This window comes from Paenibacillus sp. FSL H8-0259 (genome assembly GCF_037963255.1).
In the GTDB taxonomy this organism is placed as follows: Bacteria; Bacillota; Bacilli; order Paenibacillales; family Paenibacillaceae; genus Paenibacillus_AQ; species Paenibacillus_AQ phytohabitans.
In genome coordinates this window covers 2,521,071-2,542,730 of sequence record NZ_CP150147.1, presented here as the reverse complement: position 1 = coordinate 2,542,730, position 21,660 = coordinate 2,521,071, and the positions used below count along the sequence as shown (strand labels likewise).

Below are 21,660 nucleotides of genomic sequence, written 5' to 3'. Positions count from 1 at the left end.
CATCCTTTCTTCTGCATTCGATTGCGTTCGACTTCTCATCTTCCTATGGGTTAATTATAAAATGCCGCCTGCCAGGGTTATATATCAAAAATGAACGCGGGTATCAGAATCCCACGAAGTTTGTAAGCGCTATCTAAATAAAAAAGCCCCAAACGCATCATCTGCGATTGAGGCTGACTTATTATCGTCCGGGAAGGATCTGACCCTTAACGCTGTACGAATTCCCTGTACTCTCCGGGTGTCATTCCATAGGCCTGTTTATACAGCAGCCCGAAATACGATGGATTCGGAATGCCGATCTGCTCGGCCACTATAGCTATGCGCTGCTTGGTTGTGCGCAGCATCTCCTCCGCACGTGCGAGTCTGTACTCCTGGATATATTCACTCGGTGTCTTGCCTGTCTTCTTCTTGAAGATCATCCCCAGGTGGTTGGGGGAGACGAATACCTCGCCGGCTAAATAAGCCAGGCTCAGATCCTGATTCCCGTACTGCTCCTCAATCAGAACGATGACCCGGTTAATCAGATAGTCGTCCTTACGGTTCCGCTTCTCTTCCAGCAGCAGCGACATTTCACCGATAACGCCTGCTGTATAAGCTCTCATGTCCGGGAGACGGCTGCTGGCCAGCAGCGCCTCCATATGATTGGCGGCAACTGCTGTGGTAGCTTGGGCAGCGGGCATCGCAAGCGAGGAACAGCTCTCGATCACACCGCCGAGCAAAGAAGCGATATAGGATCTTCCTGCCCCGGGATGCGCGGCAAGCAAGGCGAACAGTTCGTCCATGACCGGTCCGGTTGGGCTCCCGCTCCCGAGATCATACCTCAAGCGCTTGGCCAGCTCCCGGAACTGCCGGATGAACACCTCGGAGTCCTTAGTGAATTGCTTCCTGGCGAGCTGCTCCCCGTCTGCTGCTACAACGCCGCTCAGGCCATTAAACACCGCGAAGTTAAATGCACTTTGCGATTCCCGGAAGGATTCGCGGATGAGTCCGATATCCTCCCGCGGTGAGCTTATACCGATGATCCACCCCGCTGGATCAACCTGTTCCCGGGCTGTATCCTCCATGATCACTGGCTGCAGATTAAGCACCTGCAGCAGCTTCTCTGCAAGCTGTGCCTGTCCGCTGAGCTCATCCTGCTGCAGGGCGATGAGCAGGACGAAGGCCGCTAGTTCTCCCTGCCCTGCCCCCGCCCCGGCCGAAAGCACAAGCACTTGCCGCCCCAGTACAGTTCCGGCGGTCCGCTCCATCTCCATTGTATCGGGCTTCGGCGGCAGGCCCGGCCGGGAACACAGCCACACAGAGAAGGCGCCCGCTTCCAGATAGCCATTGTCCCGGAGTTCATTAATCGTCTGCTGCTGCGCCTCCGCACCGCACCGGCCCAGCAGCCAATCCATTACCTGCTGGCGCAGCGAGAGGTGGTGCACCGCATCTTTTTCCAGCCACATGCGCTCCTCTTCACTCCGCTTCAGCAGCTGATCCTCACAGCCTTGGACGACCTTGAGCATCGTGCTGAGCATTTCTTCTTCCCCCACCGGCTTGAGCACATAATCCACCGCGCCGAACCGCAAGGCTTCACGGGCAAATTCGAAATCATCGTACCCGGTCAGCACAACGATCCGCACCCCGGGAAGCTGCTCCAGAACAAGCTTGGCCATCTCGATTCCATTCCTGCCGGGCATTTGTATATCCGTGATGATGATATCCGGCTTGATCTCCAGCGCTTTGTCCAATCCCTCGATGCCGTCCGATGCGGTCTCAATCACAGAGATGCCCATCGACACCCAGTCCAGAAACTCGATTAACCCTTCTCTCTCCCAGCGTTCATCTTCGACAATAAGCATTTTAAACATTGTTCATCCCCCTGGCTGCAAAAGACAAGGTAATTACCGTTCCAATCCCCTGTCTGCTGTAAAGTTCAATATGCTGGGATTCCCCATAAAAAGCCTGAAGACGTTTGGTTATATTGGCAATGGCAAACCCGCTGCCCCGTGTATTGAGAACTTTGCCTGCAATTACATCCTCGATCATATCCCGCGGCATGCCTACCCCATCGTCGATGATGCGGATGACCACCAGATCTTCTTCGAGGGCTGCTTTGATGATAATGGTACCATGTGAACGCTTAGGCTCAATCCCGTGAATCAGGGCATTCTCAACCAGCGGCTGCAAAATATTCTTCAGTGTATAACAGTTCCTGACCCGCTCCTCCACTTCAAAAACCGCGTCAAACCGGTCTTCGAACCTGAACTTCTGAATCGCCAGATAAGCCCCCACCATATCGAGTTCATTCGCCACCAATGTCTCCGAATTCCCCTTGTTCAGTACCAGCCGGTAGAACTTGGCCATGGAATCTGACAGCTTCACGATATCCGGCGCTTTGGCCTTGCGGGCCACCCAGGAGATCGTCGCAAGCGTGTTGTACAGAAAATGCGGATTGATCTGGGACTCCAGCGCTTTGAGTTCGGCATCTTTTTCGAGCAGCTCGGATTTGTATACGGTTTCGACCAGATCATGGATCCGGGTAGTCATATGATTGAAGCTCAGTGCCATCTGGGTGAACTCGTCATTCCAGACAACCGGCACCGATACGTCAATGGAGCCTTCCCGCACCTGCTTCATCGCCTTAAGCAGCACCTTCATGCGGGACAGCAGCTTCACTGTCAGATAATACACCAGCAGGCTCAGTATAATGAGCGCGGCAATCAGCACCATGAAGCTGGTCCGGATCGACTGGTTCACTTTATCCACGAAGTTGCTGACTGGAAAAACACCCACAAGGCGAAGATCCGGGCCTGTAAGCGGGACCGAGATCACTATGGACCTGACCCCGCCTACCGTTGCCAGCATATTCAGCCTCATGTTATCCCCGGGCATCCCCCCGGTGAGCTCTTTGATCATCGCATCGGACAGCGGAGTGTTGTTATTGGAGGCAACCTTGTGATTATTGTCGAGGACGAGAACGCTTCCAACCTCCGTGTTGGCATCCTCCAGCGGCTGGAACAGCACGCTTTGTGTCACCTCAATTTCGACCAGACCGTTCACCTCGTTATTGCGTCCGGAGAGAATCTTCCGGTTATACGAAAAGACATCCGCTTTGGCCTTCACATCAGGCCTCGTTGTCAGCAGATTCTCCAGATGCAGTCCCCGCCAGTCCGTGGAGTTCTGGACATCCTTCATAAACCGTACATACTCCCCGTCCCCGCGAATCCGGTCCATACTATAGAAGCCGTCGTAAAGCTCGAAGATCTCAGGGATCGTCGGATTGTTCATATAGACATGTATCGAGTGGATGTACGTATTCTGCCGCATAATGTTGTCTACAATCGGGGCAACGTTGTATCGGTAGTCCTGAAGCTGAAAGCTCTCATTAATAAAAGCGCTGTCCAGCAGCGTCTGAATCCTGGAATCAAAGGCGATGATCTCCGAAATGTTCTCGATCATGTCCACCTTTTCATCGATCGTGGTTTTGGTCTGCAGCAGATTCTGTTCCATCACGCTCCGCGCCTGGGAGATGGCTGAATTGTACGCCTGCACATAAATGATGACCCCTGTGATGATGGACGAGACCGTTAGAATCAGAACAAATACCCCAACAAACTTTGAGGTCACACTCCAATTGTGAAAAACCCGGGTGATCCGCTTCATGTAACCTGTTTGCCCCCTATTTGCCTCAACTCCACCCCATCGTAACACCGGGTTCTGGAATAGTAAATTAGGTTTTATATTCAAAAGAGGAGAAGACCTTAGGCGGTTGACTGGGCGGGGGAGGCGTGAGCAGAGCTAGGGGGGATATGTGGGTAGATAGAGGGATGGATTGAGAGGGAAAGATAGACGTATGGATAAGCTTTAGCTGATTATTCTTTACTCCCCCCGGGAGTTGTAGCCGCAGCGAAGCCGATTTCTTAAGCCCGCCGGGCTGATTAGGCATAATTGTTGTACGGAGTACAACTCTGGTCGCCAGTTACCCCTGTGTTTGGGCGAATTGTTGTACGAAATACAAGAATAGTCTCTTTGATTGGCTGGAAGACGTGGAAATGCTGCAAAAAGTACAACAATTTTCGATTTCGATCGATCTCACGAGGAAAATGTTGTATTTTGTGCAGCATTTCATAAAGGTGCCTCTGGATCAAAGCGGAGGACTCCTGCGTTGTGTTACTAAGCCGGAGGCCAGTGATTCGCATGGTGAAAATAGTAAATGATCACAGCAAACAGCCGCCTCCCTGCCGCAGAATAGCGGTACCCGGAAGACGGCTGAGACCGTAAGCCTAATAGAAATAGATTAACTTAATTGCATAGTAGTAAGGCAGGTGTCATCGCTCTCGAAGGTGGATACTTCGGTCTTGGCTTGTTTCCCGTCATGCGTGACGGTGATCTGAAGCTTCTGGTCGCGCGGGAGCCATAGGTCGATGAACCCGTTAGGCTGGGACTTCAAGGTCTGCTTCATCACTTCCTTGCCTTCGGCGTCTTCAATGTATACGTCGAATTCCTGACCTGCCATTTCCCCCTGGCAGCCGGTCAGGCTGTGTGTTGCGCACGGATGCGTCTTCTGCACATACGGGGCAACCGACAGGAAGAATTCGTTCTCCGGCAAAGCATAGGTGACTTCGTTTGGACCGCCGCTGTCCACGATAAGCTGGGTGGAGGTGATGGAGGCGGACTGGGACGTCAGCGCGCGCGAGCTGTAATCAGACACCATCTGCTTAATGTCCTGAGCGGCCGCCTGACTAACCGGCTGGCTGCTGCCCTGCGCCTCTTCGACGTCAGCCGTGTTTCGTTCCCCGCTTCCGGCATAAATAAAGATTCCGATTGCCGCAACAACTGCACATGTACCCGCCACGATTTGTTTACGCATACTCTATATGTTCATCTCCTTGTGGAATTTCAGCCTTAATACAGAAGAGGACTCATCAGCCCATTTCTTCCCTCAATTCATGTTCCATAAACAGGATATCACGTTTCATTTCCTTCATGCTAGCTCTGGAAATCCGTCCGCTCTCGAACATCAGCTGAATGTTGTCACGCTCCAGCTGAATCCCTGCTCTGGACAGCTCCTGCAGCGCCTCTTCAAACTCCCGTTTGGTGGAGGAAAGTGACTCCGTACGGGTCAATCTCATCTGCCCCCGTTCATAGCGCATGATCAGGGCGCTGACCGCTTCGGGTTCGGTCTCCCCTTTACTTTGCAGCGCTCTCAGCTTCTTCAAGACGTAGGCAAAATTGGCGGACTGCAGCCGGTTCCATTCCTCACGCCGTTCCTGGCCGCTCAGACGCACCTGCTGGATCACTCCTACAATCTCTTCCCAGCTTTTGATTGGAACCAGGTCATTCCTGTACTCCGGATCACGGGTGTGCATGAATAGCTGCTTGTTCAGCCGGTTCAGATAACGGTAGGCCGTGTACGGATTCACCTCCCGCTGCTTCATCGCAGTCAGGGTGTACTCTCTTTGCCACTTGAGCGAAGTAACACCCAGCATCCGCTCCATTTCCTCTGCAGCTTCATTTTTCTTCAGCATGCGGATTCTTGAGGTGTAGGTGCTGATCAAGTGGCTCAGGGCCATTCTCGAATGATCCGTAGCCTGATCGTTTAGACCGGAAACTACGTTGCGCAGAATTTCGATTTTGGCCTCAACCTCTTCGGCATTATGCTCTGCTTCATTTTCTTTGCCGAGCAACAGCGGCAGCAGATAGTTGGAGGCCAGCAGGGTCCAGAGAATCACACCCGCCGCAAGGAAAATAATCAGATCCCTGGCCGGAAACCGGGTACCGTCATCCAGGAAAAACGGCAGTGACATCGTACTCGCGAGTGTGATTGTTCCCCGGACTCCTGACAGCGTGAGAATGAGGGCTTTCTTGAACTCCAGCTTCCAGTGTCCCCGCGGCTCCTCCCCTTCGGGAATATCCATGATCAGCATCCAGATCAGACGCAGGCCAAGAACGGCCGCTGTTAATAATAACGTGTACAGGATTACCTGGAAATTCCCGATATCCGGATTGTTCCAGACAGTCTGTATGATCTCCGGCAGCTGTGTACCCAGCAGCAGGAAGACCAGGCCGTTCAAGACAAAAATAATGACGGACCAGGTGCTTTTGGACACGATGCTCAGCTTAGCCACCTCGGGATTCATCTGCTTATATCCGAAGGAATGGGCAATACCTGCGCTGACAACGGCCAGGATTCCATTAACCCCCAGCTCCTCTGCCGCCATAAAAATCGCAAATGGAGTCAGAATCTCAATCAGCATATGTAACGTAACGTTCTCCATCCCGAGTCTGCGCAGCCATCGGACTATCCCGTATTTAATCAGCGTGAGCAGCAGCCCCAGCACGACACCGCCGAGTGAAATGGTAATGAAGCTAAGGCTGGCTGTTCTGAGGGAGAATGCCCCGGTGACCATAGCGGCCACGGCAAACTGAAAGGATACCAGACCCGAAGCATCGTTGATCAAGGACTCCCCTTCGAGAATCTGCATCGTCTGATGCGGGATTTTGACCTTCTGCTCCAACGCGCCTACAGCGATGGCATCCGTAGGGGCAAGTGCCGCCGCCAGAGCAAACGCCGCAGCTAACGGTAGAATAGGCAGCAGCCAATGCAGGAAGTAACCCAGGACGCCTACCGTCAGGAAGACCAGCCCCAGCGCGAGCAGCAATATGGGCTTCTTCAGCTTCCATAACGCCACTTTATCCGCAAGCCTGCCGTCATTAAACAATAAGGGGGCAATGAAGAGCAGCAGAAACAGCTCCGGATTCAACGTCAGTTCAAAATGCAAAGGCAGCCAGGTCAAAGCCATCCCCAGCACAATTTGAATGATGGGCACGGAAACCGAGGGGATAAACCGGTTCACCAGATTGGACAACGAGACCGCTGCCAGCATCAGCAAAATATATTCAAATAATTCCAAGCGATCAAACCTCCAAGTCTGCACTCACTAGCGCTGCTATTAAAATAAAATTTGTATGTAAACTCAGTATAAACGATCTTTAGGCAAATATCCGCCCCTGCACTATCCGGGCATGCAAGTCAGGCAGCTCAGTTCACAAGCCGGATTGTTGTAAATTTGGCGGTCTGGGGTTGTGATTACGCATTACGTACGCTGTTCCTCAGCAGTCCCTCCGGCAGTAAAGCGGGCTGCCAAAAGCTCAGCTCACAGTGTGCGGACAGCTACAAATTGTTGTATGTAATACAGCTTTGCTCCTGAATAAACCGGGTGCCCGGGAGGATTGTTGTATGAAATACAAGATTATTTCATATATCGGCTTGGTGGAGGAGGAAATCCTGCTTTTTATACAACAATTTTGAATAATAGCCGATTTAACGGGATAATTGTTGCATTTCGTGCAGGATTTTGCATCAAGTCTAAGCAAATTCGCATTCATTCCGTTTCCTGCAGCAGTCGCGTTGCTCAAACCAGTCTCTATCCACGTATGCAAAATAACCCCACAAAGTGGGGCTGTGGCTTCGATGATTACTCAGGCACTTTGCGGGGGCCGAAGGCGGTCTTTAACGTGTACGAAGTCCCCTCTTATTTCATAAGCGGGCCCACCTCAACCTCCATTTGTCCGAGCAGCCCGTCCACGGTAGAGCTTTGCGTGTAGAGCCCGTCCAGCAGCCTCTGGATCTTCGTATCAATCTGCTGCCAGTTCTTATGGCCCGGCGCGATCCGGGCGTCCGCGATCTGGTCGAGCACGGCCAGCTGGATGCTCTCCGGCGAAGGCTTGGAAGCCGCTCTTAGGAAGACATCCGATTCAAGCACGGATTTCCGGGACGGGACGAAATATTGCGCGGTAACGCTCATGGCTTCTGCGCTGGTGATGAACTTCAGGAATTCCGCGGCTTCCGCCGGATGCCTGGTCTCGAATACAGAGACTCCCGCATAGCCGAGTGAAGTTCCAGTCCCCTTCACACCTGCCGGCATTGGAGCGATATCCCAATCAAAGTCAGTAACCGCGCGGGCCTTCGAGGTATAGCTGTAACGGTCCGTATACATCCCGATCCGGCCGCTGTCGAAGGTTAGCTCATCGCCCGGAAGCGGATGCACCTTGTCCTTGAACATCATATCACTGTAGAGCTGCAGCGCCTCTCTCCCTGCCGGAGAATTCAGCGCAAAAGCCGTTGCACTGCTGTCAAACAGCTCGGCGCCATGCGACCAGAACAGCGGCAGCAGCGCATCCGACCAGTTGTTCCAGTCGCGGACCAGCTTCACGCCGTAAATGCCTTGCTGTGAATCAGTGAGGCTGCGCGCTGCCTTGAGAAATTCCTCGTAGTTCCATTTCCCTTCCTTATACAGCTCCGTTGGCGTCTTCAGGCCCTTCTCAAGGAACAGGTCCTTGTTGTAGTAGATCAGCACCGGAGGCGTAGAGAATGGGATTCCGTACAGCCGATCCTCCCGCTTGAAGATGTCGAGTGTAGACGGATAAATATCCGCGTAGTTATATCCGGGATCTTCTTTGACCTCTGCTGCAATGTCCACCAGCTGGCCGGATTCCAGCAGCTGGGGAATCATCCGCTCCGCCAGCCAGCCGGCATCAGGCGCGGTACGGGAGGCCAGCATGATCGACAGCTTCTGCTGATAATCGGCAAACGGAATCGTCATGATCTCTACCTCCATCCCGGGATGGAGCTGTTCATATTCATCCACCAGGCCCTCAACCATTGCCTTCTGCGCATCGTTGCCCCAAATGCTGAACTTCAGCTTCACAGGCTCCTGCACAGCAGCCGCCTCACTTCCTCCTGCTTCTTCACCTTCCACGGCTTTCCCGACAGACGCCCCGCTTCCTGCCCCTGAAGAGCAGCCCGCAGCCATTAATACCGCTATCATAAGGCTTAGCAGCCTTGTCCGCATCATTAATCCTCCTCCTGCCTGTCCCCGGCGGGACCGGCATTGTTCATGGCTTCCCAGTTCATCGGCAGCCGCAGTGAGACCGTTACCCCGCGCTCTGCCGTATGATCAAGAGTTAATCCGTAAGGCTCTCCATAGAGCAGCCGGAGCCGCTGATGGACATTGCGCAACGCAAATCCCTTTTGAATCCGGCCGAAGCCGCCCTGCTCCGTCTCTGTACCGGGCCGGGATTTATTCTGATACAGCTGTTCTTCAAGCTCCTGCATCCGTTCACCGGTTATGCCAAGACCATCATCCGTGACGGACAGCACCAAGTCTTCCTCTTCCACCGAAGCCGTCAGGGCAAGCTGCAGCTTATCCTGGCCCATGGCATGCTCAATAACATTCTCAATCAGCGGCTGCAGAATCAGCTTCGGCACCACGCAGTAATCGAAGGAAGAATCAATATGGATCATAGCCTGCAGCTTGTCTCCAAGACGCATACCCTGGATTCGCAGATACGCTTCTACGAATCTTACCTCATCCAGCACATACACCATCTGCTCCTGATGGCCGACCGTGTAGCGCAGCAGCTTCCCGAGACTGGTCACCACACCCGAGAGTTCCCGGGTATTGCCCTGAAGGGCCAGCATGTTCACCATTTCCAGGGTATTGTACAGAAAATGCGGATGAATCTGGCTCTGCAGCGCAAGCAGCTCGGCTTCCCGCTCCTTCAGCCGGGTCTCATAGACCTCTTTGACCAGACGGTCGATCTCGCCGATCATCGTATTGAAGCCTTCGGTCAGCTGCCCGATTTCATCGCTCGTAGTGACCGTCGCCCGCTCCAGGAACAGCCCCCGCTTCACCTGCCTCATCTTCGACTGCAGATGGGCAATCGGCTTAATCAGGCGGTTCGACAGCAGAATCGCCGCCGCATAAGCAGCCATCAGGGCTACGATGGAGACAATCAAGGTAGAATTCGTTAGCTCGCGTGCGTCTTCCCGGAGCTGCGTCCGCGGAATCAGTGAGGTCACCTTAAGTCCCGTATATGAAGAGTGGGCAGAGGCTGTAATATAGGATTCACTTGAATCGGGAAGCCCGTCTGGCCCTGAGTACAGCATAACCTGATCCTTGCCGGTAATCTGCAGCAGACCGCTCCCGCTCGAACGCACCGTGGATACAATCGAACCGAACCCCCGTGCCGTCAGATCCACCTTGACGATCCCCAGCATGTCATTCGTATAGGGCTCACGGATAACCCGGGCCACCGAGATAATCCCCTGCTTCGCCTCTGTATAGTAGGCCGCAGCATGCGGCGGCAGGATGGCAAGACCACCGTCTTCCTGCTCAACCGCCTCCATCCAGTCTGCCATGCTGCGGTCCCACCGCTTCCTGACGCTCTGGTCCAGATTACTGAAGATTCCTCCGTCATTGGTGAACACCAGAATGCTCTCAATCTCACCCCGGTCAAAAGCCAGCGAAGAAATAAACAGATTCATCTTCAGCGTCTCATCCGTAGTTAAATAAGTGTTCGCCGAGCCGCTGCCGCTGTGCTTGCGGAGAATCTGCATCATATCCTCATCGTACAGCGGCGTAAGTGTAAGCCGGTCCAGTTCCTTAATGTAATGCTCCAGGTTGATATTAATCTGGCTCACAACCTGATTGGATAGCTCCACAGTGCTGCGCTCCACACCGGCAGTATATTTCTTATAGCTGATGGTGCCGATCACGAGAAACGGAATCGTAATCAGCAGGCAGAACAATACGATAAACTTGGTGCGCAACGGCACGTATATTGATTTGTTTGACCCTTTTCTGAATGGCACGCGGACAGCCTCCCCAAACTCTGGTTACCCACTCCAACATAGCATAATTCGAGTCCGAAGTCAGAGACGTTCTCCCTGGCTGGCGCAATAGCTTCCTCTACAAAAATACAGCAGACAGCCCCCCCCTTAAGGTTGCTGTCTGCTTACGTGCACAAGGCTGCTGTCTGAAGAAGTCCGCTCAGCTATTCTCAAGCTCTCCGGACCAAACCTCCGTCTGCCTCCAGAATTCAGCAGCAGTCAGCGTACCGCTGTGAATCATATAAGCGTAATCCAGCAGATTCGGCAGGCAGGGCAGATCCAGAAGATAACGGCTGAACGCATGCGCGGCGATCTCCGAGGTCTTGGTCACGCTGGCCCGGATGCGCAGCGGACCCAGGGAGAGGCTGCTGATGTCGTCAAGCCGCTTGTTGGTGTATCCCAGCTCCGTGAACTCCAGATCGTGGAACAGCTCATGCGCGAGATGGATGTCTGTGATTTCCTTCAGCGTGAAGGAACGGCCGGGAAGCAGCACACCGGCACACTGCCGCAGTTCTTCCATGGACGATTTATACAGCGTAATGGCGCGCTCCTTGGCCGACAGCTCAATCTGGGCGCGGAAGCGGATCTGCCCGATGGTGCCCTGCCGTTCATTGAGATTGACGCTGATTCCGCGGTCCCGGCAGATGGCCCCGACATCCGTGCCGTAGCGGGCTTTGAATGAAGTGGCCTGCTCCCTGCCGATCGCCAGCGGGCGCTCTACATAATAACGCCGTTTGCTGTGCGGTATTCTGTGAAACAGCAGATCATTTGTGAGTTCGGCATATCCCAGCACACTATCGCTTGGTAGCGTCCGTTCAGCTGTCTTCATCATCCTGTACACCTCCTACTGATAGACGACAGCGAGTATTTCGCTGTTGTCCTCTAGCAGCTGGGTTTCCACTTCGAGAATGGAGAACAGCTGCTCCTTGGTCTGCATCCCGGTCAGATCGAGCATTTTTTCCTTATAGAAGACAAAGGTCTTCGGGATCGTCGCATTAGCGTCCGAATAGATTGTATTCTCCTCCAGGAACGAGGCAAACCGGTCGGCCATATTCTTCTTCAAAAAAGCCAGATGATACGCATTCGTCTTCTTAAATCGCACCACGCCCTCGCGGTCCAGCACGCCGACATGGCTGAGCTTCTTCTTCACCAGCCCAAACATGGACTTCTTGATTTCGCTGGACTCGAACAGGAACCATCTGCCGGAGGCCGCCTTCAGCTCCGTCTGGCCGGCCGGCTGGCCCAGTGCTTCCGCCGCCGTCAGCAGCAGCTCGTTCACGGGCACCTCGCGGCTGGCCAGATCCTTCGAGCGCAGCTCGGTCGAGCCGGTGGCGATGGCCCGCAGAATATTGCGCTGCGAATCGATCTCGATCGTCACGTCAACCGTGGCTTCATTCGCTCCGGACTGGACGATTTTCTCCATAATCTCCGCCCGGATCAGCTTGATATCCCGCTCTGTCGCACCGACCACAGTCTTCTCGATCTGCTCGCGGACCATTGCCATCCCAACGCCGATCGTGGAGATATACGGCGCATTATTGGCGATCTGGTGCTTGAAGCCTTCACTCGCCGCCATTGCCGGAACGAGCACTGCTCCGCTTCCGCCGCCGCCCACCAGCGTAACAAACCCGGTGTCCAGCTCATAATCGCTGATCATCTGGTTCACAACCGCCATCACCTTGCGGATGGCAATATCCATTGCTGCCCTTGCTGCGTCTTCCGCAGACATGCCGAGCCGGGAACCCAGCGCCTGCCAGGCTATTCTTGTGCTCTCCATATTCCCGCGGGCATAGTCCGTCTCCGGCACATGATTCAGCAGATTCGCCGCACCTGCCAGGGTCAGCGCATATTCATGTCCTCCCGCACCCCGGACGGTGACGTAATCCGGATCTCCCGGGCGCGGACTGACGAGACCGATGACAGGTTGCTCCAGATTCTCCTTACCGGTGAAGCATTCGTACTCCAGACCGGCGATATGCGCACTGCGCGGGCCGACATCCGTGATCTTGCCTCCGCCGATCTGGATCATGCTGCCCCCGGCAACGGCGAGCGTCCGTACATCCAGCGAACGCAGATAAGTCTTATGTCCGCCTACCTGGGCATTCTCAATCATCACCTTGCCGTTCTTGATCACGGAGATATCTACACTGGTTCCGCCGACTTCGAAGAAAATACCGTCCGATATCTTCTCATACATCAGGGCGCCGGCGACACCGGCCGCCAGCCCTGACAGCATGGTCAGGATCGGACGCTTGCGCACCTCGTCGATGCTCATGACACCGCCATCGCAGCGCATGATCATCAGCTGGGAGGTAATCCCCGCTTCTTTGACGGCCTGCTCAGTCATGTTGGCGGTCTCCATCATCTTCGGAATCAGGCTCGCATTGACGACCGCTGTTCGGGTCCGCGTCTTCAGCCCGTACAGCTGGGAGATTTCATGTCCGCCGGTGGCGTACACTCCCCGGCTGCGCGCCGCTTCCATCACTCTCAGCTCGTTGGCCGGATCATCGACACTGTAGGCTTCCGAGGCCACAATAACCTCTGCACCCTGGGCGAGCAGCTGATCAATCGCCGCATCGATGGTTTCCGGCGTCAGTTCCTTCGAATCAATGAACTTGTGATACGTGGTAAGATATTTGCCCGCAGCCAGCTCAATATTGGCCACATTGGTCTCGGAGCGGGCACTGCGGGCATCGAGGCCCGTGCCCATCCCCACGATGCCGACACGGGCAACATCTCCTTCGAGCAGAGCATTGGTGGCCTGAGTCGTCCCGTGGGCGATGAACTTGATGTCACCGGGAAGAATGCCGTTCTCGCTCATAATCCGCTGAATGATCTGGACAATCCCACTGGCGACTCCGCGTTCATCGTGATGTGTTGTGGGCATTTTGACCTTGGACAACACCTCAAAGGTCTCATTGTCTATCGCAACGGCATCCGTGAAGGTTCCCCCGACATCGATGCCGATCCTGATTTGTTTATTGTTCATAGCAGGTTCTCCTCTCCATGAAGCTTATGTCTCTAATCTGCAATCTGTATTCGCCTAACCAGAGCTTAATCTAGAAAACGGTCAGACCCGCGATAATCATCGAGATCATCACAGCCGCGAACATCCATGGCAGGGTTTTGCGCAGCGTTTCAATAATATCCGTCTTGGTGTAGTCGGCGATCCAGACATTGTGGGAGTTGGTCGGATCGCTGACAGCCTGCAGATTGCTCACGATACGCAGTGCCAGCATAGCCGCAACTGGTGCCATTCCTCCGGCAACAATCAGTGCCGCGATTCCGCTGCCGAGTCCCCAGACGTTAAGCGGTCCACGGTAAATCGCAAGCGGAGACAGCAAAGTGAAGACGAGAATGTACATCAGCGGACTGGTTGGAATAATGCCTTCGATCAGCGGCTGAATCAGCAACGCCACCGGAGGTGCAGTTACCGCGCTGAGCAGCATCCCGATCCCGATCATCAGCCCGAGCGCACCGGCCACATCCTGAATCCCTTCCACCAGCGCACTCGACAGCACATGGATCGGACGCTTCGGTGTGGCGAGCAGCAATGTGACAACCGCCCCCATGAAGACTGCAGAGACAATATCAACCTTCAGGAAAAATACCAGCAGCACCGGAACAAGCGGGCTGATAAGCGCAATGGCTCTTACGTTTTTGGTATCCTGAGCCTGGAATTCCGGCTTGAGCGGCATGGCCCAGGCACGGCGGACCTTGCCGTCTTTGCGGGTATAGTAGACGATCATTATCAAGGCAATGACAATCAGCGGAATAGCGCAGATCAGTGAATACGAAGCAATCGTGTTCGTGGGCACCTTAAGCACATCGGTATAAATCGCCCAGGTGGAGACGTTGAAGACCACGCCGACCGCATTGGCCAGCAGGACAACAAGGCCGCTGACGAACGGCTTCAGACCGGCGGTGAGCATAATGGGAATAGCGATCGTTCCGACGAGAATGACCATGCCCAGCCCGTTGGCAGCCGAGAAGATTACAGACGCGGCGAGGAAAAAGATAAGGGCAATCGCCAGCGGCTTGTCACCGGCCAGCTCCGCAGCCTTGCGGATAATGGTCTTCGTGATGCCGACCTTGCTGAGAATCTGGCCGAACCAGGCACCGAAGATCAGTCCGGCGATGGCGGTAGACAGCTTCATGGCCCCGCCTGCGAGCACACCCTTGGTGATGGTGAAGGTATCCGGGTTATCGGACAGGAGCGGGATACCCGCGATCGCCGCCAGCAGAATCGCCATCATCGGCAGGGCGAGCAGCGTGGTCAGCTTGCGGGTCATCATCAGGCCCACAAACACAATGAATACAAGTAAAATGCCGATAATCTGCACAGTTTCCAAACCAATTCCTCCTAAATTTTTGTGAAATATACGTTGTTATAAGAATTATTGTGCTTAATTACCATCGGAAACCAAGCAAGCTTGGAATCAAATGAACGGTATAGATTAATCTTGAAAATGACAACCTTCCGTATCACGTCCGCGCTTCCCAGTCTTTGAGAGCAACCAGCGTGGGGTGTAAGAAGCTAGTAACAGAGCTATAGCAATAGCAGCAGCAACAACAGAAACAGAAATAGCAACAGCAACAACAGCAGCAACAGCAGCAACAGCAACAGCAACAGTAACAGCAATAGCATTAGCAATAGCAATGGCAACTGCAACTGCAGCAACAGCATTTAATTGTATTTCATACAACTAAAAGCTGGCGAAAAGCCGGTTTTACCGGAATAATTGTATTCTGTACAACTAAAAATAACGATAAGTCCCCTTTTGAGGAATATGGGGATTATAACTGTATCAAATGCAATTAAAACCTTCGTAGCGCCATAAACGCTCACTTTAGTTGCACAAAATACAGTTAGAGCTTAGGCACGGTCCCGTCACAGCCACCAGCCTGCGGCTCTAGCAAGGAGCACGGCGTGCTAATCCGAAAGATTAACAGTTCAAGCTGTACATGACATTATTTTTGCGCACCATGCTCCGTCCGTTACACCTCCAGATAAGCACCATGCGCCACGAGTGTATGCTGCAGTTCCTTATAGTCCACCTGCTGCACGGGGACTCCTTCTTTCACGGCCAATGCCCCCGCAGTACCGCCTGCCTGACCAATTGCCCCCACCGTAGGTGTAGTTCGCACAGCCGCCTGGGCTTCAAAAGTAGCTGAGAGACATCTGCCGACCACAATCAGGTTGTCGATTTCCTTCGTGATCAGGCAGCGGTAAGGGATGCCGTACATCGCCCCCCATTCCAGATGATCCGTTGCGGTTCCCTCGCCGTCCGGGCTGTGAATATCAATCGGATAGCCGGAGTGGGCGATCACATCCGCAAAGGGCTTCACCGACAGAATATCCTGCGCGGTCAGCGTGTACACACCCTTGATCTGGCGGGAGCCGCGGACACCGATGGACGGACCTGTGGAGACTACCACGGACTCTTCAAAGCCGGGAATATACTTTTTCAAAAAGAGCTCCAGCTCCCTACACTGCCTGCGCCCTTCAATCTCCGCCTCGCTGAGGCTCCACGGATCTGTGCTGTCCTTGCCCAGAATACGTGTGGTGTTCATAATAATCTCGCCGGGATTGCTCGTCTCGAAGAACAGCACATCTTCTCTCGGAATACTGATCTCGCCGCGCGATTTGGCTTCCCGGAACTGCTTGTCGAAGCCGGCGACAGATAATCTGGCCGCCGAGTCCATCACGGTGATATCAAGGTTCATGCGCGGGAAGTCCTCGCGGTGCTCGCGGATGTACGCCTTGATCTTCTCCGTGTCCACCCCCCTCATCTTCATCTTCAGGGTCATCGGCTGCGACTGCTCATCGGATTCACGCCCTTTGGTGAACGGCACTCCGGACCAGGCAGCCAAGTCCCCGTCTCCGGTAGCATCAATGAACACATCCGCTGTAATGCGGCTGAGCCCCGCCTTGTTGCACAGGGTAAGCGACTCAATGCGTCTGCCCGATACTTCGGCCCCGGCCAGCATCGTATGATACAGCACCTCGCCTCCGCTCTCCTGCAGCATCAGATCCAGCTCGTATTTCATCGCTTCGGCATCGAATGGTGTCACCGAATAAGTGTAGTTAGTCGCATCCGGGATATGTCCCGGTGATTTGCCGAGCGCCTGAAGCCGCTGAATCAGCTCATCAGTGATCCCCTGGATGGCCTGCTTATGCCCGGCATGAAAAGTCATCATCGGCCCGACACCCGCAGCGGTTAGAGTTCCGCCGAGGAAACCTCCTGCCTCTATGATCAGTGTTACGGCGCCTGCTCTTGCTGCCGCGATGGCCGCGATCGAGCCTGAAACCCCGCCGCCTGCTACAACAACTTCATATTTCCGCATCATTGCTCCTCCTTGTCCCCTTTTAAGTTAACGGTTACATTACAGCTGTTCCCTGTACTGCGTGGGAGTGCTGCCGGTATAGTCCTTGAATACCGCCATGAAATGCTTGGAGCTTAGATAGCCTGATAATTTGGCTACCTCATAGATTTTGAGATTCGTTTCCTTCAGCAGCTGCTTGGCCCGGTTCATCCGGCACTGCGAGACATAATCCGTAAAGTTCTGCCCCGTTTCTGATTTGAACAGTACCGACAGGTACTGGTGATTCAGATGCACCTGCTCCGCCATATATTGCAGTGAAAATTCCTGATCCAGCCGCTGCGCAACCAGTTCTTTCACTTTACGGATCAATTGCCTGCCCTTCAGGTCTGCTCCGCCCTCTTCCGGCAGGTCCGCAAGGCCGCTCCGGGTTCCGTGCTTGCGCCTGAAATCCCCCAGTGCCTGGGCCAGCTCCGTGCGGTCAACCGGCTTCAGCAGATAATCGCTGATGCCGTATTTGATCGCCTGCTTCGCATATTCAAAGTCGGCATACCCGCTTAGAATTAGAATGTACAGGTCAGGGTACTGGTCACGGACCCGCCGGATCATCTCCAGACCGTTCATTTCATTCATCCGTATATCCGTAATCAGAACATCGGGCTTCACACTCTTGAGCGCCTCCAGCGCAAGTCTTCCGTTCTCTGCTTCACCCACCACCTGAAAGCCGCCGATAACCTCCTCAATCAAATGTTTGAGGCCCGAACGGATCAGAGCTTCGTCTTCAACCAGAAACAGCTTGTGCAAGCCTATCCCTCCTCATCCACATTGTCCGGGCCTCTGCGCCCGCCTTCGCCGGGCTCCTGAGGTTCACTTCTGGTGAAACGCTTACACTATCAGTATAAATTTTGCATACCTCCAAAGAAACGGTCCACATTCGAGAAAAGGTATGAAATTTCGAGATTTATCCGTACCCGTCCCCGCTGGATGCCAAAACGGATGTCCTTAACGCCGGTGATCCGGCAGTAAAGACATCCGTGTGTACTTGCTTTTGTACAAACTATTCCGGGATCTGCTTCCTTACAGGTCTTGCGCTGTGCTGTTGTCGTACAGCCCGATTAATTCATCGAAGGAAGAAATAATAACGTCGGAGCCCTTCAGCTCATCCTGCCGTCCGAATCCGGCGTAGCCGCAGCCAATTACCGTCTGCCCGTTGCCCTTGCCCGCTTCCACGTCAGAGGAACGGTCGCCCACCATCCAGGCACTGCTGATATTGTGGTTGTCCAGCAGGAGTCCAAGCAGCTCAGTCTTGGTTGCCGTTCCTTGTCCGCCTGCACTGTATAAGCCCTCGAACAGCTCCTTCAGCTCATGCACCACTACGATGCTGTGAATATAATCCTCCAGCCCGTTGCTGGCGACGAACAATTTCACTCCGCGCGCATGAAGCGCACGCAGCGTTTCCACTACCTTAGGATACAGAAGGGTCCCTCCGGCTTCCAGTCCTTCAATTTCCAGCTGCAGCAGCAGCTCATCCGCCCGGCGGTGCACCGCCGCGTCCGCTTCCGGCATTACATTCTTCCAGATTTGCGCCAGCAGCATGCCAAGGCTGCCCAGAATGCGCTCCTCCGGCGGAGTAGGCCCGGAATACAGCCCTTCCTCGCGCAGGATATCAAACATTTTATGATAGGCCGGCAATAGCAGGCTCTCCGTCTGGAACAGCGTACCATCCATATCGAATACGATAGCTTCCGGTTTGTTCAATTTCGGCAGCTGCCCGTGCTCTGCCTGTGTCTTTTCTTCATAACTCATAAGGTGACCCATCCCTTCCAAATTGTTCTGCCTCTGACTCTCTAGTTCATCTGGAGCTTCCATAACACGCTTTAATGATATAGGAAAGCAGCACGTATTGTCTACGAACCCAAGAATATGCATTGATTTTATTATTTCATAATGATATATTACATATTGCCATATAACACATTGGTATAAGGAGTGTTTACACAATGAAATTAATCATTCAGTTTCTCAAACAACCCGTAACCATCGTCGGGATTATTACTGCGCTGCTGTTCCAGGTCTTTTTCAGCCTCATCTGGATCACCGGCTACGATCATGTCACTGACCGGGTAGATCGGCTGCCGGTCGCTATTGTTAACGGAGACGGCAGTGCAGCCCAGTCCATCGCTGACAATATATCCACGTCCCTTAACTTCGAACAGGTGGAGGGCCTCTCTCTGGCAGAGGCGCAGGACCGGCTCGGGCATCGATCCCTCCGAATGATTATTGAGCTTCCCCAAGGCTTCACCGCTTCACTAAGCGAGCCTTCGTCCGGGGCCAAGATCCGCTATTATCTGAACGAATCCAATCCGCAAATGGTCTCTAATGTCATGCAGGGCGTAGCGGCCAAAGTCACTGCTGCCATGGATGCAAAGAGCAGTGCTGCGGGACTTGGCGACGTGCTCACTGCCATGAAGCTGCCGGAGGCAGAAGCCGCAATGATTCGAAGCAGCGCAGCAAGCCGGATCAGCTCCGATATCCAGATTGTGAATCCGGCTACCAACTTCGCTGAAACCATGGTTCCGCTAATGGTCGTTACAGCTTCCTTCACCGGCGCCATGCTGCTGGCCATGAACCTGAGCAAAGCCTCTGCCAGTCTGGCCGCTGCTGCCAGCAAATGGCAGAGGCTTAGCGCCCGGTATGTGCTGATGGCTGGTACTGCACTTGCCGGCTCACTCATCAGCGCTTCACTGCTGCATGTTCTCGGCATCCACTCTTCGCAAGGCTTCCTCAGCCTGTGGATGTTCGAATTAGTCGTCATCCTCTCCTGCATGACGGTCGCCAATCTCAGTCTTGTGCTGTTCGGCGATGCCGGAGCATGGCTGAACATTGCGCTGCTGTCCATACAGATGCTGAGCTCCGGGGCTACGATTCCCCGGGACGTACTGTCCCCCTTTTACCAGTCGGCCGGTCAATTCTTCCCTGCTTACTATGCTGTGGACGGCATGCTGGATCTCGTCATAGGCGGTGAGGGCATTCTGCACGACGTGACGGCGCTGCTCTATATCGCTGCTGTTGCTACCGCTGCCAGTGTGCTGCTTACCCTGCTCCGCCGGGAGAAACGCGCAGTCCGGACCGGAGCGGCAGCCAATGCCTGAGTACCTGTGAAGCTTCTCTGGCCCTGACACCTTCGCCAGTTCAAATTGAGTCCGGCAGGACAGATGTGATATGGTAGGAAGGAGAGAGAGGAGCGGCAGACGTTAATGAACATTCAAGATGTAATACTCGGGATTCTAAGTGAGAAGCCCCATTCCGGTTATGATATCAAGCGGCATTTCGAGGAGTATTTCTCCTTCTTCTTCGATGCCAGCTTCGGCACGATCTACCCCACCTTAAGCAAGATGGAGAAGCTGGGTCTGATCTCCAGGGAAGCGGTACGCCAGGAGGGCAAACCGGATAAGAACTTGTTTACAATTACACCTGACGGTGAACTGCACTTCCAGAAGTATTTGCGTCAGCCTGCGGAGAAGGATGTGCTCCGTTCCGACTTCCTGATGCATCTGTATTTCGGGGACATGGCAGATGAAGAGACGATGCACACCCTGCTCCGCGAAGCCCTCCGGGCCAAACAGGAGATGTACGAGGATCTGGAGCATAAGCTGCAGGAGCTGGACAAGATCGGCAAGCTGACGCCCTCCCAGAAGCTCTGTATTGAGCTGGGGCTGGTGCAATACGATGCTTTTATCCGAAGAGTGCAGAGTGCGCTGGAGAGCTGAACTATCAGCATAGCCGCGCATAGACCCGCAAACAACACAAGACGGCAGTCCTCCCTAAGCCTAAGCCCGGGAACTGCCGTCTTTGTTCATGCTATTTAAAAGGGACCGGAGTGCAAACACTGTTAAAGTGCCTGCGCTGCGGTCCCTGCTGTCATTATTTATGGTGCGGTTCAGAACAAAACTTATACGTGGTCGAAGCTTGCAATCAGTTCGTCAAGAACATCTTTGCTGACCATTTTGCCTTTGAAGTTGATCAGGTTCTCGGCACTTCCGGAGAAGATACAAGTAGGTTCATATTTTCTGAGAATGATCTTTTCGCCATCCACAAAAATTTCGAGCGGGTCTTTTATGTCAATTCCCATCGTTCTGCGTAGTTCAATCGGAATCACGATACGTCCCAGTTCATCTACTTTTCTTACAATACCTGTTGCTTTCATCATTATGCATCCTCCCTTGAAATAACGCTTGATTCATCATTCAGTGTTAAAAGCTATCAAAGCTTCTAAATAGTAGAAATGATTATGCTATATCTGCATTGTAAAGTGCTATTTCTTTCCTGTCAATTTTATTTCTACATCTTTTGATATATATCGACAAATTATTCGACAAAGTTTAGAGTATATTCGACAAAATAATAGCCTGAATCATATTTTATCCAATTTCCTCTCGGATTGACAGTTTTTTATTTAAATTTTAGAAAAAACCTTAATTTTAGTAGTTTTGAGCTTCAGGTTAGCCTAACCGCTGCGACTCCGTTCCTATGTCTGTTCATGTTCATGAACATGTTCATACTTGTTCCCGCTCCCGTTTCCCATCTGCCTTCTGCCCTTCTGCCTTTCTACTCTTCTGCTCTTCTGCCCCCACCTTTTATTGTTGTCCATGATCCGCTTCGAGAACAGTTGGATAAAA

The 21,660-nt window shown here is 53.4% G+C and carries 16 protein-coding genes; 2 read left to right on the top strand and 14 right to left on the bottom strand.

Annotated elements, in window-relative coordinates:
- Positions 1–206: 206 nt before the first annotated feature.
- From NSU01_RS10705 to NSU01_RS10645, 13 genes are all read right to left on the bottom strand, one after another.
- A complete protein-coding gene (locus NSU01_RS10705; protein ID WP_076242733.1) occupies positions 207–1,850 on the bottom strand; it encodes a response regulator in 1,644 nt (547 codons plus the stop codon).
- The gene (locus NSU01_RS10700) at positions 1,843–3,645 is read right to left on the bottom strand and encodes a sensor histidine kinase (protein ID WP_076242732.1); all 1,803 of its coding nucleotides are present in this window, start codon (positions 3,643–3,645) and stop codon (positions 1,843–1,845) included. Before NSU01_RS10700 ends, NSU01_RS10705 begins: the two co-directional genes overlap by 8 nt.
- Positions 3,646–4,279: 634 nt before the next feature.
- Positions 4,280–4,852 carry a CueP family metal-binding protein gene (locus NSU01_RS10695; RefSeq protein ID WP_076242731.1) on the bottom strand — a complete coding sequence of 191 codons (573 nt, stop codon included), beginning with the start codon at positions 4,850–4,852 and terminating at the stop codon, positions 4,280–4,282.
- 55 nt (positions 4,853–4,907) lie between these two features.
- Entirely contained in the window at positions 4,908–6,896 is a 1,989-nt protein-coding gene (locus NSU01_RS10690) for a Na+/H+ antiporter (RefSeq protein ID WP_076242730.1), read from the bottom strand.
- Positions 6,897–7,517: 621 nt separating this feature from the next.
- Positions 7,518–8,840, bottom strand: a complete 1,323-nt coding sequence (locus tag NSU01_RS10685) for a sugar ABC transporter substrate-binding protein (RefSeq protein WP_083705154.1) — start codon at positions 8,838–8,840, stop codon at positions 7,518–7,520.
- Entirely contained in the window at positions 8,840–10,639 is a 1,800-nt protein-coding gene (locus NSU01_RS10680) for a histidine kinase (protein WP_076242729.1), read from the bottom strand. The genes NSU01_RS10685 and NSU01_RS10680 overlap by 1 nt, the downstream gene beginning before the upstream one ends.
- Before the next feature lie 178 nt (positions 10,640–10,817).
- On the bottom strand, positions 10,818–11,489 hold the full coding sequence (locus tag NSU01_RS10675) for a hypothetical protein (RefSeq protein WP_076242728.1): 672 nt from the start codon (positions 11,487–11,489) through the stop codon (positions 10,818–10,820).
- A gap of 12 nt (positions 11,490–11,501) precedes the next feature.
- Positions 11,502–13,646, bottom strand: coding sequence for a hydantoinase/oxoprolinase family protein (locus NSU01_RS10670; protein WP_042135369.1), 2,145 nt, complete (start codon positions 13,644–13,646; stop codon positions 11,502–11,504).
- 70 nt (positions 13,647–13,716) lie between these two features.
- Complete coding sequence (locus tag NSU01_RS10665) at positions 13,717–15,000, bottom strand: citrate transporter (RefSeq protein WP_256703768.1); 1,284 nt, start codon at positions 14,998–15,000, stop codon at positions 13,717–13,719.
- A gap of 114 nt (positions 15,001–15,114) precedes the next feature.
- A complete protein-coding gene (locus tag NSU01_RS10660; RefSeq protein WP_179093426.1) occupies positions 15,115–15,363 on the bottom strand; it encodes a hypothetical protein in 249 nt (82 codons plus the stop codon).
- A 292-nt stretch (positions 15,364–15,655) separates the two neighbouring features.
- Positions 15,656–17,008, bottom strand: coding sequence for an FAD-dependent oxidoreductase (locus NSU01_RS10655; RefSeq protein ID WP_339303060.1), 1,353 nt, complete (start codon positions 17,006–17,008; stop codon positions 15,656–15,658).
- A 36-nt stretch (positions 17,009–17,044) separates the two neighbouring features.
- The gene (locus NSU01_RS10650) at positions 17,045–17,785 is read right to left on the bottom strand and encodes a response regulator (RefSeq protein WP_076242726.1); all 741 of its coding nucleotides are present in this window, start codon (positions 17,783–17,785) and stop codon (positions 17,045–17,047) included.
- A 273-nt stretch (positions 17,786–18,058) separates the two neighbouring features.
- Entirely contained in the window at positions 18,059–18,787 is a 729-nt protein-coding gene (locus NSU01_RS10645) for an HAD family hydrolase (protein ID WP_042135362.1), read from the bottom strand.
- A gap of 194 nt (positions 18,788–18,981) precedes the next feature.
- Between NSU01_RS10645 and NSU01_RS10640 the strand changes: the two genes are divergently transcribed.
- A complete protein-coding gene (locus NSU01_RS10640; RefSeq protein WP_076242725.1) occupies positions 18,982–20,133 on the top strand; it encodes an ABC transporter permease in 1,152 nt (383 codons plus the stop codon).
- A gap of 105 nt (positions 20,134–20,238) precedes the next feature.
- Positions 20,239–20,751, top strand: coding sequence for a PadR family transcriptional regulator (locus NSU01_RS10635; RefSeq protein ID WP_042135359.1), 513 nt, complete (start codon positions 20,239–20,241; stop codon positions 20,749–20,751).
- 182 nt (positions 20,752–20,933) lie between these two features.
- On the opposite strand, the gene NSU01_RS10630 is transcribed toward NSU01_RS10635, so the two are convergent.
- Positions 20,934–21,191, bottom strand: coding sequence for an AbrB/MazE/SpoVT family DNA-binding domain-containing protein (locus NSU01_RS10630; protein ID WP_025708535.1), 258 nt, complete (start codon positions 21,189–21,191; stop codon positions 20,934–20,936).
- Positions 21,192–21,660: the final 469 nt, after the last annotated feature.

Excerpts from the sequence above, each read along its gene's own strand:
- NSU01_RS10705 (WP_076242733.1), bottom strand. The coding sequence starts at position 1,850 with ATGTTTAAAATGCTTATTGTCGAAGATGAACGCTGGGAGAGAGAAGGG.
- NSU01_RS10700 (WP_076242732.1), bottom strand. The coding sequence starts at position 3,645 with ATGAAGCGGATCACCCGGGTTTTTCACAATTGGAGTGTGACCTCAAAG.
- NSU01_RS10695 (WP_076242731.1), bottom strand. The coding sequence starts at position 4,852 with ATGCGTAAACAAATCGTGGCGGGTACATGTGCAGTTGTTGCGGCAATC.
- NSU01_RS10685 (WP_083705154.1), bottom strand. The coding sequence starts at position 8,840 with ATGATGCGGACAAGGCTGCTAAGCCTTATGATAGCGGTATTAATGGCT.
- NSU01_RS10675 (WP_076242728.1), bottom strand. The coding sequence starts at position 11,489 with ATGATGAAGACAGCTGAACGGACGCTACCAAGCGATAGTGTGCTGGGA.
- NSU01_RS10670 (WP_042135369.1), bottom strand. The coding sequence starts at position 13,646 with ATGAACAATAAACAAATCAGGATCGGCATCGATGTCGGGGGAACCTTC.
- NSU01_RS10655 (WP_339303060.1), bottom strand. The coding sequence starts at position 17,008 with ATGATGCGGAAATATGAAGTTGTTGTAGCAGGCGGCGGGGTTTCAGGC.
- NSU01_RS10645 (WP_042135362.1), bottom strand. The coding sequence starts at position 18,787 with ATGAGTTATGAAGAAAAGACACAGGCAGAGCACGGGCAGCTGCCGAAA.
- NSU01_RS10640 (WP_076242725.1), top strand. The coding sequence starts at position 18,982 with ATGAAATTAATCATTCAGTTTCTCAAACAACCCGTAACCATCGTCGGG.
- NSU01_RS10635 (WP_042135359.1), top strand. The coding sequence starts at position 20,239 with ATGAACATTCAAGATGTAATACTCGGGATTCTAAGTGAGAAGCCCCAT.
- NSU01_RS10630 (WP_025708535.1), bottom strand. The coding sequence starts at position 21,191 with ATGATGAAAGCAACAGGTATTGTAAGAAAAGTAGATGAACTGGGACGT.